Annotated in this window: 14 protein-coding genes; 7 read left to right on the top strand and 7 right to left on the bottom strand. The window is 63.2% G+C overall.

Annotated elements, in window-relative coordinates; translation table 11 throughout:
* Positions 1–21: 21 nt before the first annotated feature.
* The 3 genes from AC5W54_RS18115 (at position 22) to AC5W54_RS18105 (ending at position 2,575) form a co-directional block, all read left to right on the top strand.
* A complete protein-coding gene (locus AC5W54_RS18115) occupies positions 22–633 on the top strand; it encodes a glutathione S-transferase family protein (protein WP_495963494.1) in 612 nt (203 codons plus the stop codon).
* Positions 634–789: 156 nt separating this feature from the next.
* Positions 790–1,620 carry a 3-oxoadipate:acetyl-CoA acetyltransferase gene (locus tag AC5W54_RS18110; RefSeq protein ID WP_495963493.1) on the top strand — a complete coding sequence of 277 codons (831 nt, stop codon included), beginning with the start codon at positions 790–792 and terminating at the stop codon, positions 1,618–1,620.
* 205 nt (positions 1,621–1,825) lie between these two features.
* Positions 1,826–2,575 carry a TSUP family transporter gene (locus AC5W54_RS18105; RefSeq protein ID WP_495963492.1) on the top strand — a complete coding sequence of 250 codons (750 nt, stop codon included), beginning with the start codon at positions 1,826–1,828 and terminating at the stop codon, positions 2,573–2,575.
* 38 nt (positions 2,576–2,613) lie between these two features.
* Here AC5W54_RS18105 and AC5W54_RS18100 read toward each other — a convergent pair whose 3' ends face one another.
* On the bottom strand, positions 2,614–3,501 hold the full coding sequence (locus AC5W54_RS18100) for a LysR substrate-binding domain-containing protein (protein WP_495963491.1): 888 nt from the start codon (positions 3,499–3,501) through the stop codon (positions 2,614–2,616).
* Between the two features lie 174 nt (positions 3,502–3,675).
* Between AC5W54_RS18100 and AC5W54_RS18095 the strand changes: the two genes are divergently transcribed.
* The 4 genes from AC5W54_RS18095 to AC5W54_RS18080 are packed head-to-tail and all read left to right on the top strand — an operon-like array spanning position 3,676 to position 10,048.
* Positions 3,676–6,636, top strand: a complete 2,961-nt coding sequence (locus tag AC5W54_RS18095) for a molybdopterin oxidoreductase family protein (RefSeq protein WP_495963490.1) — start codon at positions 3,676–3,678, stop codon at positions 6,634–6,636.
* Positions 6,637–6,638: 2 nt separating this feature from the next.
* Positions 6,639–7,337: a 4Fe-4S dicluster domain-containing protein gene (locus AC5W54_RS18090; RefSeq protein WP_282720075.1), complete on the top strand. Its 699-nt coding sequence runs from the start codon at positions 6,639–6,641 to the stop codon at positions 7,335–7,337.
* Positions 7,338–7,350: 13 nt separating this feature from the next.
* Positions 7,351–8,289, top strand: a complete 939-nt coding sequence (locus AC5W54_RS18085) for a dimethyl sulfoxide reductase anchor subunit family protein (RefSeq protein ID WP_495963489.1) — start codon at positions 7,351–7,353, stop codon at positions 8,287–8,289.
* Positions 8,290–8,308: 19 nt separating this feature from the next.
* Entirely contained in the window at positions 8,309–10,048 is a 1,740-nt protein-coding gene (locus AC5W54_RS18080) for a SulP family inorganic anion transporter (RefSeq protein ID WP_495963488.1), read from the top strand.
* A 43-nt stretch (positions 10,049–10,091) separates the two neighbouring features.
* Here AC5W54_RS18080 and AC5W54_RS18075 read toward each other — a convergent pair whose 3' ends face one another.
* The 6 genes from AC5W54_RS18075 to AC5W54_RS18050 form a co-directional block, all read right to left on the bottom strand.
* Positions 10,092–10,295, bottom strand: a complete 204-nt coding sequence (locus AC5W54_RS18075) for a hypothetical protein (RefSeq protein ID WP_495963487.1) — start codon at positions 10,293–10,295, stop codon at positions 10,092–10,094.
* A gap of 300 nt (positions 10,296–10,595) precedes the next feature.
* Positions 10,596–11,267, bottom strand: a complete 672-nt coding sequence (locus AC5W54_RS18070; protein WP_495963486.1) for an alanine:cation symporter family protein — start codon at positions 11,265–11,267, stop codon at positions 10,596–10,598.
* A 256-nt stretch (positions 11,268–11,523) separates the two neighbouring features.
* Positions 11,524–11,898: a Lin0512 family protein gene (locus tag AC5W54_RS18065; RefSeq protein WP_495963485.1), complete on the bottom strand. Its 375-nt coding sequence runs from the start codon at positions 11,896–11,898 to the stop codon at positions 11,524–11,526.
* Positions 11,891–12,244 carry a Lin0512 family protein gene (locus AC5W54_RS18060; RefSeq protein ID WP_495963484.1) on the bottom strand — a complete coding sequence of 118 codons (354 nt, stop codon included), beginning with the start codon at positions 12,242–12,244 and terminating at the stop codon, positions 11,891–11,893. Before AC5W54_RS18060 ends, AC5W54_RS18065 begins: the two co-directional genes overlap by 8 nt.
* A 17-nt stretch (positions 12,245–12,261) precedes the next feature.
* On the bottom strand, positions 12,262–13,992 hold the full coding sequence (locus tag AC5W54_RS18055) for a cobaltochelatase CobT-related protein (protein WP_495963483.1): 1,731 nt from the start codon (positions 13,990–13,992) through the stop codon (positions 12,262–12,264).
* Positions 13,989–14,969, bottom strand: a complete 981-nt coding sequence (locus tag AC5W54_RS18050) for an AAA family ATPase (protein ID WP_495963482.1) — start codon at positions 14,967–14,969, stop codon at positions 13,989–13,991. Before AC5W54_RS18050 ends, AC5W54_RS18055 begins: the two co-directional genes overlap by 4 nt.
* Between the last annotated feature and the right edge of the window lie 307 nt (positions 14,970–15,276).

Genomic DNA, 15,276 nt, shown 5'->3' with positions numbered 1-15,276 from the left:
TCATTAATGAGGAGAGTGGTGATGCTCTTGATCGGTAGGTACCTTTCGCCATTTACTCGGCGTGTTGCGATCACGCTGGGTATGCTTGACTTCGAATTCGAGAACGAGCCGCTGACGGCGTGGAATAACCTCGATGAGGTTCGTCGGCTGAATCCGGTGGGACGCATTCCCGCGCTGGTACTTGAGGGAGGGGAGGTCCTGGTGGACAGTGCGGCCATTCTTGATTACCTGGATGAGCTGGCGGGTCCAGACCGGGCTCTCATGCCCCCGGCTGGCCAGCTGCGCCGAGCTGCCTTGCGGCTGACTGCCGTTGCCGTTGGGGCAATGGAAAAGGCCGGTCAGATGCGTTGGGAAATGGCCATGAGACCTCCCGAGAAGATTCATGAACCTTGGGTCGAACACAATCGCGGGCAGGTCCGCTCGGCACTCGAGTGGTTGGAAGGCCAGGTTCAGGGGCCGTGGATGTTGGGTGAGCGCCTGACGCAGGCTGACATCAGTACCGCCGTAGCCTGCGAGTTCTTGCCGCTGGTCGACGACACACTGTTCACGCCGTCGGCATACCCGCACCTGGAGGGTATGTTGGCAAAAATGCGGGAGTACGCCGCTTTTGCGAAGACCCGGCCAGTGGTATGAAGCATCGTCCTGGCGGAAGGCGAGCATGACAGAAATTTCTACTGAGGCGAGATTGTGGCCGATTACCACTCTCTTAAGAAGTAAGTGGCTGTCAGTCGACTGGCTTTGCAAATGGTTCTGCAGAGAAGAAGGTTTAACCCATAAGAGGAATTCGAGATGTCTAATCCTTGCATTATTTGTGTTGCGATCACCGGTAGCCTCCCTAAGAAAAGCAATAATCCTGCGGTTCCTGTCACAATTGAAGAGCAGGTAGAGAGTACCCAGGAAGCTTTTGAGGCTGGTGCAAGTATTGCTCACTGCCATGTGCGTAATGAGGATGAAACACCCAGTTCTGATCCGGAAAAATTTGCACGCTTGAAGGAGGGGTTGGAGAAGTTTTGTCCCGGGATGATCGTGCAATTCTCTACAGGAGGTCGTTCGGGGGCCGATCGAGAACGCGGCGGTATGTTGCCGTTAAAGCCTGACATGGCCAGTCTCTCGGTGGGCTCAAATAACTTTCCCAACCGAGTTTATGAGAATTCTCCGGAGCTGGTGGATTGGCTGGCTGGCGAAATGCTGAAATATAATATAAAGCCTGAGGTAGAGGCCTTCGATCTTTCACATATTCATCAGGCGGCAAACCTGATGGCTCAAGGAAAAATCAAGGCACCCTTATACGTGCAGTTTGTCATGGGTATCAAAAACGCTATGCCAGTAGATAAGCCAACCTTCGATTTTTACATCGACACTCTTAACCGCATTGCGCCGGGATCGCAATGGTGTGGGGCCGGAATGGGATCACAGCAAGTGGTCGTCAACGAATGGTCGATTGCCGCAGGTGGCCACACTCGCACCGGAATGGAAGACAATGTTCGCCTGACCAAGGATACCTTGGCACCCTCCAATGCTGCACTTGTCAAGCGAGTCACACAACTATGCGAAAAATACGAGCGTCCTGTAGCTACCTGGCAGCAAGCCAGGGAAATTCTCGGTATTCAGAAGCACTGACGGAAGAGTGGTTAAACAGTGGCGGTGTTCCCATGGTGTCGGGGTAATGGATAATTCCATGCTGGAATCGATAAATCGCCCACTTTCATGGTGCTGAAAGACCCCGCAACCTTTAACTATTTTATTGAAAAGGCCATCAAAACATGTCTCTCGAGAAAGTCCACCAACGACTTGAAATGACATCGCTGTTCGGCACGTAAAGTAGATGGAAGCTTCACTCCCGCTCTTTCTGGTTGCCGTCGCTTTGGGTGCCTATGCTCAGAGCGTTACCGGATTTGCGCTGGGGATATTTGTGCTTAGCGCCGTGGTTTTGCTCGAGATCAGCTCCATCGCTGCAACTGCCACGGCATTGAATGTCATGAGCGTGGCACTTGGAGGTGTTGTCGTGCTGCCACGTTTAAGGAATGCCGATTGGTGGATTATACGCATGACTCTTGTCGGTTTGATGCCTGCAATGGTCGTTGGGGTAATAGCGCTTCGCTACCTCAGCGCTTATGCAGAGGCAGTTTTGCGTTTATTGCTGGGGTTGTTGATTGTAGGTGGGGGGGTGGTGCTTATCTGGCGGCCAAAGCCAAGAAAAGCAATGTCCAGTGCATCTAGCTTCATATCCATGGGAGCTGTGGGCGGAGTCCTTGGTGGTTTGTTCAGTGTGCCGGCGCCGCCACTTGTCTATCAGCTTTACCGTCAGCCGCTAAGTATCGAGAGTATTCGTGTTTCTTTAATTGCTCTTTTTGGCGCTTTAGGTGTCGGGAGGTTGATAGTCGTAGGGCTTGAGGGGAATGTTGGTTTTGACGTGGTGCGCCTAGGGGTTCTGTCAATTCCGGTTGTGATGTTTTTCGGCTGGTTAGGTGGACGACTGCCTCCAAACGTGTCGGATGCATCCATGCGGCGTTTCGTTTTCATTATATTGGTCCTGACGGGCGGCTTCATTATTTATACCGCGTTTCCGCTATGACAGGTAGCTCGTTTCATGCGATATCTCACACGTTTTCATTAGATAGATGATTTCGTCGCAAGCAGCGCCTCGAAGGCGATCGCCACCTGGCTGACCGTGCGGTGGGGTAGCCGCACCCGGTAGAGCTGGCGCTGGATCGCCGGCTTGCCGATGTCCACCTCCCTCACCTGGCCCAGCCTCAATTGGTCCCTGGCACAGATGCGGGGGACCAGGCCGAGCCCGATTCCCGATGAGACGGTCTGGACGATCGCCTCGTTGCTACCGACCTCGATGGTTTGCGGGCTCGCCATGCCCAGCTCTCCCAATAGCGCGTCGGTGGCTTCCCGGGTGCCCGAGCCGGGCTCGCGTACCACCCACACCGGCTCTGCCGCAGGCGACGTCGTCTCTGTCGGCTGCTGGTTTGGCTCAGGTGAGTCGGCGGCGATGACCACCATCTCCTCCTCGAACCAGGGGCGTGCCTCGACACGTGGGTCGGCCGTCATCCCTTCTACCAGCGCGACATCCACCTGACAGTCGATCAGCGATTCAATGATCTGCTTTGTGTTCTCGCTGACCAGCCGTATCTCGATACGGGGGTGGCGGCGATGAAATTCAGCGACCAGCGGCGGGAGCCAGTAGGTGGCGATGGTCGTGCTGGCGCCGATCGTTAGCCGCCCGCGCTCGAGGCCGTAGAAGGCAGCCACCGCCTCGTGGGCCTCTCGCTCAAGCGCGAAGATGCTCCTGCCGTAGGTATGGAGGGCCTGGCCGGGCTCGCTCGGTCGGAACGAGCGGCCCTGGCGATCCAGCAGGGTGGTTTCCAACTGTGACTCGAGCTCACGCACCGCCTTGGAGACGGCGGGCTGGCTGATCGCCAGCGCTTCCGCGGCACGAGAGAAACTGCCGGCATCGACCACGGCGACGAAGATTCGGAGCAGGTGCAGGTTCATCTTCATTACCCAGGGTTATGCAAGATTAACTTCCATGAACTGTCACTATAGTTTAGCCGCAGCTAAGCTCGATATGGAAATTACCTTATGCCCTTTTTAATGCACCGGGCTCACTGATGACCAGCAGTTTCGGAATCGGCGCCAAGCCGGATGGCAGCTCGAAGGAGGCAACCCGTGTTCGATAAAGCCCTGCAAATGCTCTTCGCGCCGAATGGTGCCGTGCCAAGTGCGGATGCGGCTTCCGCCGCTCGGGAGCTGCCATCTTTCGAAGATCATTCGGCCCAGGAGAAGCACCACACCACCTGCTACATGTGCGCCTGCCGCTGCGGCATCGAGGTGACCGTGGAGGACAACCGGGTGCGCTTCATCCGCGGCAACCCCGACCACCCCATCAACAAGGGGGTGCTCTGTGCCAAGGGTAATGCCGGCATCATGAAGCAGATGTCGCCGGCCAAGCTGCGCAACCCGCTGATGCGCAAGCCGGGCACCGAGCGCGGCGCCGGCGAGTTCGTCGAGGTTTCCTGGGACGAGGCGCTGGAAGTCCTCACCGAACGCCTGCGTGAGATCCGCGCCACCGACCCCAAGAAGCTCGCCTTCTTCACCGGCCGCGATCAGATGCAGGCCCTCACCGGGCTTTGGGCCCAGCAGTTCGGCACCATCAACTGGGCCGCCCATGGCGGCTTCTGCTCGGTGAACATGGCCGCCGCGGGGCTCTACAGCATCGGCCAGTCGTTCTGGGAGTTCGGTGACCCCGACTGGGACCGGGCCAAGTACTTCATGCTGTGGGGGGTGGCCGAGGATCATGCCTCCAACCCGATCAAGATCGGCATCGAGAAACTCAAGCGCCGCGGGGCCAAGTTCGTCGCGGTCAACCCCGTGCGCACCGGCTACCAGGCCGTCGCCGATGAGTGGGTACCGATTCGCCCCGGGACCGACGGCATGCTCGCGCTCTCCATGTGCCATGTACTGCTCAGCCGAGACCTGGTGGACTGGGAGTACCTGGGACGCTACACCAACGCACCGTTCCTGGTGATCGACAATCCCGGCCATGCCGATGATGGCCTGATCGCCCGCGACGACGAGGGCCAGCCGCTGGTCTGGGACACCGCCCAGGAGGTGTTCGTCAATGGCATGATGCCCGAGGTCGAGGCGGCGCTGTTTGGCGAGTACACCCTGCCCGATGGCCGCCGGGCGCGCACCGTAATGACGCTGATCGCCGAGAAGTATCTCGATCCGCAGTATGCCCCGGCAAGGGCGGCGGAGGTGTGCGGTCTCCCGGCGGACACCATCGAGCGCCTGGCGCTCGAGATGGCTCATGTGGCCTTCAAGGAGACCATCGAGATCGCCTGCGAGTGGACCGACTGGGCCGGACGCAAGCATGACCGCTTCATCGGTCGTCCGGTGGCCATGCACGCCATGCGCGGCATCTCGGCCCACTCCAACGGCTTCCAGACCTGCCGGGCACTGCATCTGCTGCAGGTCTTCCTGGGCACCATCGACGTGCCGGGAGGGCATCGGGCCAAGGCGCCATTTCCCCGGCATACGCCGCCCCCCGTCAAGCCCGCACGCGACACGGCGCCGAATACCCCCCTGACGGCACCGCCGCTGGGCTTTCCGACGTCGCCCGAGGACCTGGTCATCGATGCCGAGGGCCGCCCGCTGCGTATCGACAAGGCCTATTCGTGGGAGGCGCCGCTGGCCAACCACGGACTGATGCACATGGTCATCACCAATGCGGTCAACGGCGACCCTTACCCCATCGACACGCTGATCCTGTTCATGGCCAACATGGCCTGGAACTCGACCATGAACACCAACAGCGTGCAGGACATGCTGCGGGCCAAGGACGCCAACGGCGACTACAAGCTGCCCTTCCTGGTGGTGGTGGATGCCTTCCACTCCGAGACGGTGAATTTCGCCGATCTGGTGCTGCCGGATACCACCTATCTGGAACGTCACGACGCCATCTCCATGCTCGACCGGCCGATCTCCGAGCCGGACGCGCCGTGCGACGCCGTGCGCGTGCCGGTGCTGGTGCCGGACCGCAACGTGCGGCCCTGGCAGGAGGTCATGGTGGATCTCGCCGGGCGGCTGGGCTTTCCGGCCTTCGTCGATGAGCAGGGCCAGCCCAAGTACCGCGGTTACACCGATTTCATCACCCGCTGGGAGAAGGCCCCCGGCATCGGCTTCCTCGCCGGCTGGCGTGGCGAGGACGGCACCCAGCACCTGCGCGGGGCGCCGAACCCGCAGCAGTGGGAGAAGTACAAGGAAAACGGTGGGTTCTTCCAGTATCACTTGCCTGAGTCGATGCGCTTCTACCGCTTCGCCAACCGCGACTACCTGAAGTGGGCCAAGGAGGTGGGGTTCAACCCCTCGAGCGAGCCCATCGTCATGGAGCTCTACTCCGAAGTGCTGCAGAAGTTCCGCCTGGCTGGGCAGGGGCTCTACGCCGGCCCGCTGCCGCCCGAGACGGTAGACCGCGAGCGGCTGGTGCAGTACTTCGATCCGCTGCCCCAGTACTATGTGCCGCTGGAGGAACAGCGCGTGGCACGGGAACGTTACCCCTTCCATGCCATCAACCAGCGCCCGATGCACATGTATCACTCCTGGGACTCACAGAATGCCTGGCTGCGTCAGATCACCGCGGAGAACTTCCTGTTCATGAACCGCGGCCAGGGCGAGCGCCTCGGGATCGAGGACAAGAGCTGGGTATGGGTCGAATCGCATCACGGCCGTATCCGGGTGCAGGTCAAGCTGATGGAGGGGTGCCAGGAAGACACGGTGTGGACCTGGAATGCGATCGGCAAGCAGAGCGGGGCCTGGGGCCTGTCAGCGGATGCCCCCGAATCGCAGCGCGGCTTCCTGATGAACCACCTGATCTCGGAGCTGCTGCCGGCCGCTGATGACGAGCGGCGCCTGACCAACTCCGATCCGGTCACCGGCCAGGCCGCCTGGTACGACCTCCAGGTGAGCATCACCCCGGCTGAGCCGGACGAGGCGGGCAGCAGCTGGCCGCATTTCGCCACCGTGAAACCGCTGCCCGGCGCCACGCCCCCACCCGATCAGCTTCGCTATCAGACCCATGAAGCGGTGCCCCTGCGTCGCTCTCTCCTGGACATCATCAAGCGGAGGTAGACATGAAACTCGGCCTGGTCATCGATACGGACACCTGCGTGGGCTGCCACGCCTGCGTGGTGGCCTGCAAGCAGTGGAACACCTCGGGGACCCTGGGCCCGCTGACCGACTACCAGCCTTACGGCAAGGAACCCAGTGGCGTCGCCTTCAACCGGGTGCGTACCTACGAGGTGGACACCTACCCCAACAACAAGACCATCAACATGCCCATGTCGTGCATGCACTGCGAAACGGCGGATTGCGTCACGGTGTGTCCCACCGGTGCCTCCTTCAAGCGTGAGGAGGACGGCATCGTGCTGGTCGACCAGGACAAGTGCATGGGCTGCAACCTCTGCGCCTGGGCGTGTCCCTATGGCGCCCGCGAGCTCGACGAAGCCGTCGGGACGATGAAGAAGTGCACCCTGTGCGTGGATCGCATCTACGACGAGCTGCTGCCCGAGGCCGATCGGCAGCCGGCCTGCGTGATCACCTGTCCCACCAGTGCGCGGGTGTTCGGCGACTTCGATGACCCGGATTCCGAGGTCAGCCGGCTGGTGCGTGAGCGTAACGGTCACCAACCCATGTCCGAGCTCGGCTACAACCCGGTCAATCACTACCTGCCGCCACGCCACAAGCCCCATGCGGAGACCACGCCGGGCACCCCCCTGCCATCGCTGACCGAGCGCTTCAAGAGCTGGATCGGCAAGAGCGTCTCGCGCTAACAGGAGAGTTCACATGCATCCTGCGTTGTCCGTCATCTTCTTTACCGTCGCGTCCGGCGCCGGCTTCGGTCTCGTCATGCTCACGATCTCGCTTCACCTGTTGGGTGGCGTGCCGGGAATGGGCGGGTCGGGCACCCTGGCCGCGATCATCGTCGGCGTCTTGCTGGCCACTCTGGGGCTGCTGGCGTCCACGCTGCACCTCGCCAACCCCAGGAATGCCTGGCGCGCCTTCTTTCGCTTCCGCACCTCCTGGCTGTCGCGCGAGGCGGTCTTCTCGGTGCTGTTCTACCCGTGCGTGATGCTCTACGCGTTGGGGCTGTGGCTCTCAGGGGGCGAGCTGGCCTGGTGGTCGGCGATCGCCGGCACCCTGGCGATGCTGCTGGCGCTCGTCACGGTGTTCGCCACCGGGATGATCTACGCCAGCCTGCGCACCATCCCGCAGTGGAACAGCCCTCTGGTGCCCGCCAACTACCTGCTGCTCGGGCTCGCCTCCGGGGCGGTACTACTGACCGCCCTGACCGTGGCGTTCGGGGGGAACGCGGAAACCGTGGCAACGATGGCGCTGGTGCTGCTGGTGATCGCGGGGATCGCCAAGGGCGTCTATTACTTCTGGATCGGCAAGCCCCAGGGGCCCACCATCAATACCGCGCTGGGCATCACGCGCTCGCGTATCAAGATGCTCGAGCCAGGCCAGAGCAGCGACAGCTTCCTCAACCGCGAATTCAGCTTCCAGGCGGCGGCAGAACGGATCCTGCAACTCCGTCTGGTCGTCCATCTCTGTGGCTTCATCCTGCCGTTCCTGATGCTGGTGGTACTCCTGCGGACAGATATCGCCATGGTGGCGCTTCTGGCGCCATTGGTGGTGATCGTCGGATTACTGGCGGAGCGCTGGCTGTTCTTCGCCGAGGCGCGCCACGTGGTCAACCTGTATTACGGTCGCCAGCAGTGCTGAGCCGGGATTGGGAGGCCTCATGAAACGCTCCTCCTCTCCGCGGCTGGCGCGACTCTTCCCCTTTCTGACCTGGCTGCCCGGGGTGGATCGATCCACCCTGCGTGCCGACCTGATGGCCGGTCTGACCGGGGCGGTGATCGTGCTGCCGCAGGGGGTGGCGTATGCCCTGATTGCCGGGCTGCCGCCCCAGTACGGGCTCTATACGGCGATTGTCACGGCCATCGTGGCCGGCCTGTTCGGTTCGTCGCGGCATCTGGTATCGGGGCCCACGGCGGCGATCTCCATCGTCGTGTTCAGTGTGGTTTCCGGCGTGGTCTCGCCTGACAGCCCCGAGTTCATCCCCTACGTGATTACCTTGACCCTGCTGACGGGGCTCATCCAGCTGGCGCTGGGGCTGGTGCGTCTCGGGGCGCTGGTCAACTTCATCTCCCATACGGTGGTGATCGGCTTTACCGCCGGTGCCGCCGTGCTCATTGCCACCAGTCAATTGCGGCACCTCTTCGGGGTCGAGCTGCCCTCAGGACAGGCATTCATCCCGTCCCTGATCGATGTGGCGAGGGCCCTGCCCGAGACCAATTTCGCCGTGCTGGCCGTCGGCCTGGTGACACTGGGCAGCGCACTCCTGATTCGTCGCTTGTGTCCGCGTTGGCCCTACATGTTGCTCGCCATGGCGGTGGGTGGCCTCTTTGCCTGGGGAATCGGTGGGGTCGAACGCGGTGTGCCCATGGTGGGCGCCATGCCCGCCCAACTGCCGCCGCCCTCGATGCCGATCCTGTCCCTCGAGGCCCTGCGCGAGCTGGCCCCCGGGGCCCTGGCCGTGGCCATCATCGCGCTGATCGAGGCGGTCTCCATCGCCCGGGCCGTGGCCATGCGCTCTCACCAACGCATCGACGGCAATCAGGAGTTCGTGGGGCAGGGGCTGTCCAACGTGGTGGGCAGTTTCTTCTCCTGTTACGCCGGGTCCGGCTCCTTCACCCGCAGCGGTGCCAACTACGATGCCGGGGCCCGCACCCCGTTGGCGGCAGTGTTCGCCTCGGTCATCCTGGTGGGAATCCTGCTACTGGCACCGGGCATTACCCGCCACCTGCCGATGCCGGCGATGGCGGGCATCGTGTTACTGATCGCCTGGAACCTGATCGACTGGCACGAGATCCGTGACCTGGTGAGTATCAGCCGCGGCGAGACGGCCATCCTGGGGGTGACCTTCGCCTCGACCTTGTTGCTGGCCCTGGAGTTCGCCATCTACCTGGGTGTACTGCTGTCCCTCGTCCTCTACCTCAAGCGCACCGCGCAGCCGCCGCTGGTGCCACTCGCTCCCGAATCGGTCGCCGGCGCGCCGTACGCGGTGCCGGCCGCTCCCGGTCGGCTACCCGATGGCCAGGTGCAGGTGCTCAGACTCGAGGGATCGCTGTATTTCGGCGCCGTGGATCATGTGCAGTGGACGCTGCACCAGCAGACCGCCGAGGGCTATCGGCACATTGTGCTGGTCGGTCAGGGGGTCAACTTCATCGACTTCGCCGGTGCGGAACTGCTGGCCCGCGAGGTCGATCGGCTGCGGGCGTTGGGCGGCGAGCTGTACTTCTGCAACTTCAAGCCGTCGGCGCTGACACTGCTGCGCCAGGCCCGCTATTGCGAGACGCTCACCGAGACGAACTGCTTCACCTCGCCGGACGAGGCACTGGCGAGTCTTTCGCGCCGCTTGGGCAGCAGCGACTCGCCCGGCCCACAGAACACCCGAATGCAAGGCACTAGAGGCTAACGCCGTGCCTTTTCGGCGCGGGCGTATGCCAGTCGACGGTGGATCAGCCGGCCGCGATCGGCAGGGGAGTTTCGACCGGGTCCGGTTGGGGGGGGGCAAGAGGTGAGTGAGTGGCTTGCGCCCCTGCGGCCGTATCGAGTTGGCGCTGGCTCTCCAGCTGCGCGGTCAGCGCCGCGAGTGTCACCTGCAGGTAGGCGATCCGCTCTTCCAGCTGATGACGGCTGATAGTCCGTTGTGGTTCGATCATGGCGCGTGCCTCCACTGCCAGATACTGGAAGACAGGTTGGGAGACGTCGGGCCTCCCATGTCGTATGGCTTGTCCTCGCAGTATAAAGAGCCAATGATCGGTTAAAAGGAATAAATAGAAAAATTGATAGATCATTAGGTTATATGTGGCGGCGAACGAGGCACGCGCCCAAGGAGGGGGGATGACGCCGCCACCTCGGGCTGCCGTCGCGTCTTATCCGTGCTGACGGCGATCCGCATCGGCCTGGTCTTGGCAGACTTCACTAGACACGTCCTGGCTCGAGGCCCCTGACCAGGGGATTCAGCCATTGGTCGGGTCAGAGGCCTTCGTTGATGTGGCAGTGGCCGGCGGCAGCGATGCGCGAGCGCGAGGATCGAGGATCTCGCCGCTGGCCAGTCTGCGGTGGTAGCGCTTCAGTTCCCGCTTGATCACCGGTGCCAGCAGATAGATGCCGAGGATGTTGGGCACGCAGATCACGAACACCAGCGCATCGGAGAGGTCGAGCATCGACTGCAGCTGGATCATCGAGCCGATCACGATGAAGGTACAGAACAGCCCCTTGAACAGGTTGCGTCCCAGCCGCCCCTCCCCGAACAGGTAGCTCCAGCCCTTGAGGCCGTAGTAGGACCAGGAGATGGCGGTGGAGAAGGCGAACAGCAGGGCCGCCACCGACAGCGGCAGCGGAAACCAGGCCACGTTGCGCTCGAAGGCCCGTGAGGTCATCTCGATGCCGCCAGCCCCGTTGGTGAGGGCCGGATCGTAGTAGAGCGTGGTGACGATCACCAGGCCGGTCAGGCTGCAGATGATGATGGTGTCGACCAGGGGCTCGAGCAGCGAGACATAGCCTTCGGTCATCGGCTGTCGAGTGCGCACCGCGGCATGGGCGATGGCCGATGAGCCGATACCGGCCTCGGCGGCCTGGTCGATACAGGCTGCCTGGGCGCTGGACGTCGCGCTCAGCAGTGGGGGCAATGCCCAGGTCCGTGCCCGCGATGGGTGGGGAAGAGGGAGACTCATAAGCAGGGTGCCTCGCGAGTCGTTGTCGTTGTATCAGGGCCAGGGTCAGGCCGCTCGGCCTTCCGTCGAGTGGTGAGCTATCGTCTCGCTAGTCATGACCCTGGCAGGGCTGGCTCCCTGGCGTTGGGGCCAGTCGGGAGACAATGATGGCACCTGTGGCCGGCAGCGAATGGAAGAGGCGGAAACTGACAGCGTCAGCCCATCGCGCCCATCAGTCCCTGCCCGCACTCAACCGCCACCGCGCAGGGTCGATCGGCAGCAGGGCGGCAATCGCCGCCGTGGCAATCACATGGGTAGTGTCGTTGTCCGGGTCGTGAACATTGAGCCCGCCGTGCACGACGTTGACCTCGGCCCGGCCGCGAGGCAGTTCGGCCGTGACCACGTCGACGTCGACCCGCTCGGGTTGCTGCACGCCGATGGTGACCTGCACGCGCATCTCCTGGTGGTCAATGCCCAGTGACTTGAACAGCACGATCGAGGAGTGGTGCAGCGCGTCCTGCACCGCGCGACAGGCCGCCTTGGTGTAGTCCTCGCCGTAGAGATCGTTGCCGGTCCCCATCTCGAGGATGATACGACGCTCAGTCATGGCTCCGCTCCATGTCGAAGGAGACGATGACGGCGGCATTGGCGACCACGGTGGTACCCGAGCCGTCCGGTTTATCGACGTCGAGGCCGCCCTTGACCACCGAGATCCGCGGCTGGCCGTAGGGAAAGATGCCCAGCAGCGCCTCGGTATCCACGGCCTCGGGCTGCTGGATACCGATCTCCACTTCGATCAGCATCGCCTCCTTGGGAAAGCCGAAGGCGTCGGCGACGTTGAGCGAGTTGTGCCACAGGGCATCGCGGATCGCCCGTGCCGCCGCCTCGGTATAGTGGTGGCTGCGGATCGAGGTGCCCATGCCGAACTGGGTCACCATGCGGGTCTTGGCCATATTCGACCTCCTGTCGCTCAGCGCCGATGGCGGCCGCCGATGAGTTGCACGATTTCCGAGAATAACTGGCTGTCGAGCGTCTGGGACATGTCGGTGGCCAGACAACGGCGATAGAAGGGGCTGAGATCCAGCCCCACGCCGAGCCCCAGGATCTCCACCTCGCCTTGCTGGCTGCGTCGGGCCACGACTTCCTTGAGGTGGTTGTCCAGGTAGTAGGCGTCGTTGGCCAGGCCGGTGGCGCTGTCGGCCGGACAGCCATCGGAGATCACGATCAGGATCTTGCGTGCTTCGCTGCGAGCCTGCAGCCGGTTGCACGCCCACTCCACCGCCTCGCCGTCGATACCCTCGCGGAAGAGATCGGCCTTGAGCAGGGCGGCGATGTCGCGGCGGCTGCGTCGCCAGCCACGGTCGGCTTCCTTGAACACCAGGTGGCAGACCTCGTTGAGTCGCCCGGGGTGACGGGGCCGGCCCTGTCTCATCCACTCCTGGTAGGGCTTGCCGCCGTTCCAGGCGCCGGTGGTGAAGCCGAGCAGTTCGCTGCGCGCGCCGATCATTTCGAGGGCGCGGATCAGGCAGTCGGCCAGCATGGCCAGCGGCTCGATCTGGTGGCGCATCGACCCCGAGCAGTCGATCAGCAGGCTGACCACGCAGTCGGCCGTGGAGCGGTACTGCTCCTGGCAGAACAGCCGCCGTTCGGCGGGCGAGCTGACCAACTGGGCGAGGCGGCGGCCGTCGATGCGGCCCTCTTCCTCGCCGAAGCGCCAGCCGTCGCGCTGTGGCTTGGCGAGTACCGCGCCCAACTGGCGTGCCAGTCGCGGCAGGTTGATGCCCTGTTCGGTGATGCCCTTGTCCAGGCGCTCACGGTATTCGTCGAGCAGCGCCCGACGTACCAGGCGGCCAGCGGCCACTTCCCGGTCATAGCGGGTCGTGTAGACGCGATAGGCCTGGTCACTCTCCGCGAAGGCCTTGCTGGCGCCGCTGCGTGCCGTGGCAAACCCCTCGTCATCGCCGGCGTCCTGGTCGAAGTCCAGCAGCAGGGAGAAGCCCTCCTTCACTGCCTGTTCGTCAGTCTCGTCTCTGCCCTCGGGCGCGTCGGCACGCTCGGCCTCGACGAGTCCGTCGATCAGTCTGGCGATTGCCAAGGCGTGGGGGGCGAACGCTTGCTGGTCGTGGCGGTGGCGGCGAATGCCGACCAGCGCGCTGCCCATGGCCCCCACCAGTGAGGCCCGGGTGCCCTCGATGTAGTCCTCGGTCTCCTCGAGCACGCGACAGGCATTCAGCCGCGACCAGCACATCTGGGCCACGGTGTAGAGCAGCATGCCGATGCTGCCTTCGGTGTGGCCGGAACGGTGGAAGTCCCGCGACCAGTGCGTGAAGCGACGCCTCAGGTTGCTGGCCATGCCGGGCAGGCCATCCGGCACCAGGGTTTCGACGCGCAGCTGCTCGAGCAACTCGAAGATCAGCCGGGCGATTGGGGCCTCGGGACAGCAGCGCTGGTGGAGGTCGGGGTCGGAGTGCCGCAGGCGCAGCGCCATGCCGTCGGCGGCGGCACGACAGTCGGCGAAGGGCGCCAGCGCCGGGTCGACGCGCTGGTGAGGGGCATGCATCGGCAGGAAGCGCTCGCCCCGGTAGAGCCGCTTGCCACGATAGTGCAGGTCGGGCTGCCCGGTGAGCGCGCGCAGTGTCGCCGCGCAGAGCGCTTCGACCCGCTGCTGGCGGCGTGCCTGCTGCTGGGCGCTGGCCGTCATGAGGCAGCACTCTCGTGCAGCCAGGACTCGTCGAGCTCCTCGCCGAAGCAGCGCTGGTAGTACTCGGCAACGATCCACCGCTCCGCCTCGTCGCACTTGTTGAGAAAGGAGAGGCGGAAGGCCAGGGCCGGGTTGCGGAAGATCTCGCAGTTCTCGGCCCAGGTGATCACTGTGCGCGGCGACATCAGCGTGGACAGGTCACCGGCGGCGAAGCCCTGACGGGTGAGGTTGGCGACCGCCACCATGGAGGCGATGAGTTTGCGGCCCTTCTCGGTGGCCTTGTGGGGCACCCGGGCCAGCACGATCTCGATCTCCTCCTCGGCGGAGAGGTAGTCCAGATTGGCGACGATGTTCCAGCGGTCGATCTGCGCATGGTTGAGTACCTGGGTGCCTTGATACAGCCCTGACAGGTTGCCCAGCCCCACGGTGTTGGCGGTGGCGAACAGCCGGAAGTGGGGATGCGGGTTGATCACCCGGTTCTGGTCGAGCAGCGAGAACTGGCCGTCTCGCTCGAGGATGCGCTGGATGACGAACATCACGTCGGGCCGCCCGGCGTCGTACTCGTCGAAGATCAGTGCCACGGGGCGCTGCAGTGACCAGGGAACGATTCCCTCCTGGAACTCCGTCACCTGCAGGCCGTCGCGTACCACGATGGTGTCCTTGCCCACCAGGTCCAGGCGGCTTATATGGCCGTCCAGGTTGACCCTCAGGCAGGGCCAGTTGAGCCGGGCCGCCACCTGCTCGATGTGGGTCGACTTGCCGGTGCCATGCAGGCCCTGAACCATCACTCGGCGGTTGCGGGTGAAGCCAGCCAGGATGGCCAACGTGACATCGGGGTTGAAGCGATAGGCCTCGTCGACCTCCGGCACGTACTCGCTGCGTTCGTGGAAGGCGGGCACCTGCAGATCGCTGTCGATGTCGAACAGTTCCCGTGCCGACAGCAGGGTGTCGGGGCGAGCAGTAAGAAGATCCGTCATCGCTGTCTCCTCGGCCGGGTGGCCTGGGTTCGTTCATGGAGCATGTGGGGAGAGAGTAACCTTGTTTCTGAAAACAAATCAAATCGTATCGTTTTTCGAGATTTCATGTTGACGTTGTCGTTTGTGGGCGCTAGATTCTGACCATGTTTCGGTAATCGGAACTTTTTGTACCACAAAAACGCTATTCGGCGATGCGCCGAGGAGGACCCCGATGAGCACCCCCGATCCCCAAGACACCCGCCGCGTCGTGCAGGGCAAGCAGACCATGACCCCCTCCGAGGCGTTCGTCGAAACCCTGGTCGCCAAC

The sequence above is a fragment of the Halomonas sp. LMYGS-3 genome (genome assembly GCF_059509875.1).
Note: the sequence above shows the minus strand (reverse complement) of the source record. Positions and strands in the feature narration are given on the sequence as shown.

Bases quoted from the DNA above. Each gene is read 5' to 3' on its own strand.
- AC5W54_RS18115 (WP_495963494.1), top strand. From the start codon at position 22: ATGCTCTTGATCGGTAGGTACCTTTCGCCATTTACTCGGCGTGTTGCG.
- AC5W54_RS18110 (WP_495963493.1), top strand. From the start codon at position 790: ATGTCTAATCCTTGCATTATTTGTGTTGCGATCACCGGTAGCCTCCCT.
- AC5W54_RS18105 (WP_495963492.1), top strand. From the start codon at position 1,826: ATGGAAGCTTCACTCCCGCTCTTTCTGGTTGCCGTCGCTTTGGGTGCC.
- AC5W54_RS18100 (WP_495963491.1), bottom strand. From the start codon at position 3,501: ATGAACCTGCACCTGCTCCGAATCTTCGTCGCCGTGGTCGATGCCGGC.
- AC5W54_RS18090 (WP_282720075.1), top strand. From the start codon at position 6,639: ATGAAACTCGGCCTGGTCATCGATACGGACACCTGCGTGGGCTGCCAC.
- AC5W54_RS18085 (WP_495963489.1), top strand. From the start codon at position 7,351: ATGCATCCTGCGTTGTCCGTCATCTTCTTTACCGTCGCGTCCGGCGCC.
- AC5W54_RS18080 (WP_495963488.1), top strand. From the start codon at position 8,309: ATGAAACGCTCCTCCTCTCCGCGGCTGGCGCGACTCTTCCCCTTTCTG.
- AC5W54_RS18075 (WP_495963487.1), bottom strand. From the start codon at position 10,295: ATGATCGAACCACAACGGACTATCAGCCGTCATCAGCTGGAAGAGCGG.
- AC5W54_RS18065 (WP_495963485.1), bottom strand. From the start codon at position 11,898: ATGACTGAGCGTCGTATCATCCTCGAGATGGGGACCGGCAACGATCTC.
- AC5W54_RS18060 (WP_495963484.1), bottom strand. From the start codon at position 12,244: ATGGCCAAGACCCGCATGGTGACCCAGTTCGGCATGGGCACCTCGATC.
- AC5W54_RS18055 (WP_495963483.1), bottom strand. From the start codon at position 13,992: ATGACGGCCAGCGCCCAGCAGCAGGCACGCCGCCAGCAGCGGGTCGAA.
- AC5W54_RS18050 (WP_495963482.1), bottom strand. From the start codon at position 14,969: ATGACGGATCTTCTTACTGCTCGCCCCGACACCCTGCTGTCGGCACGG.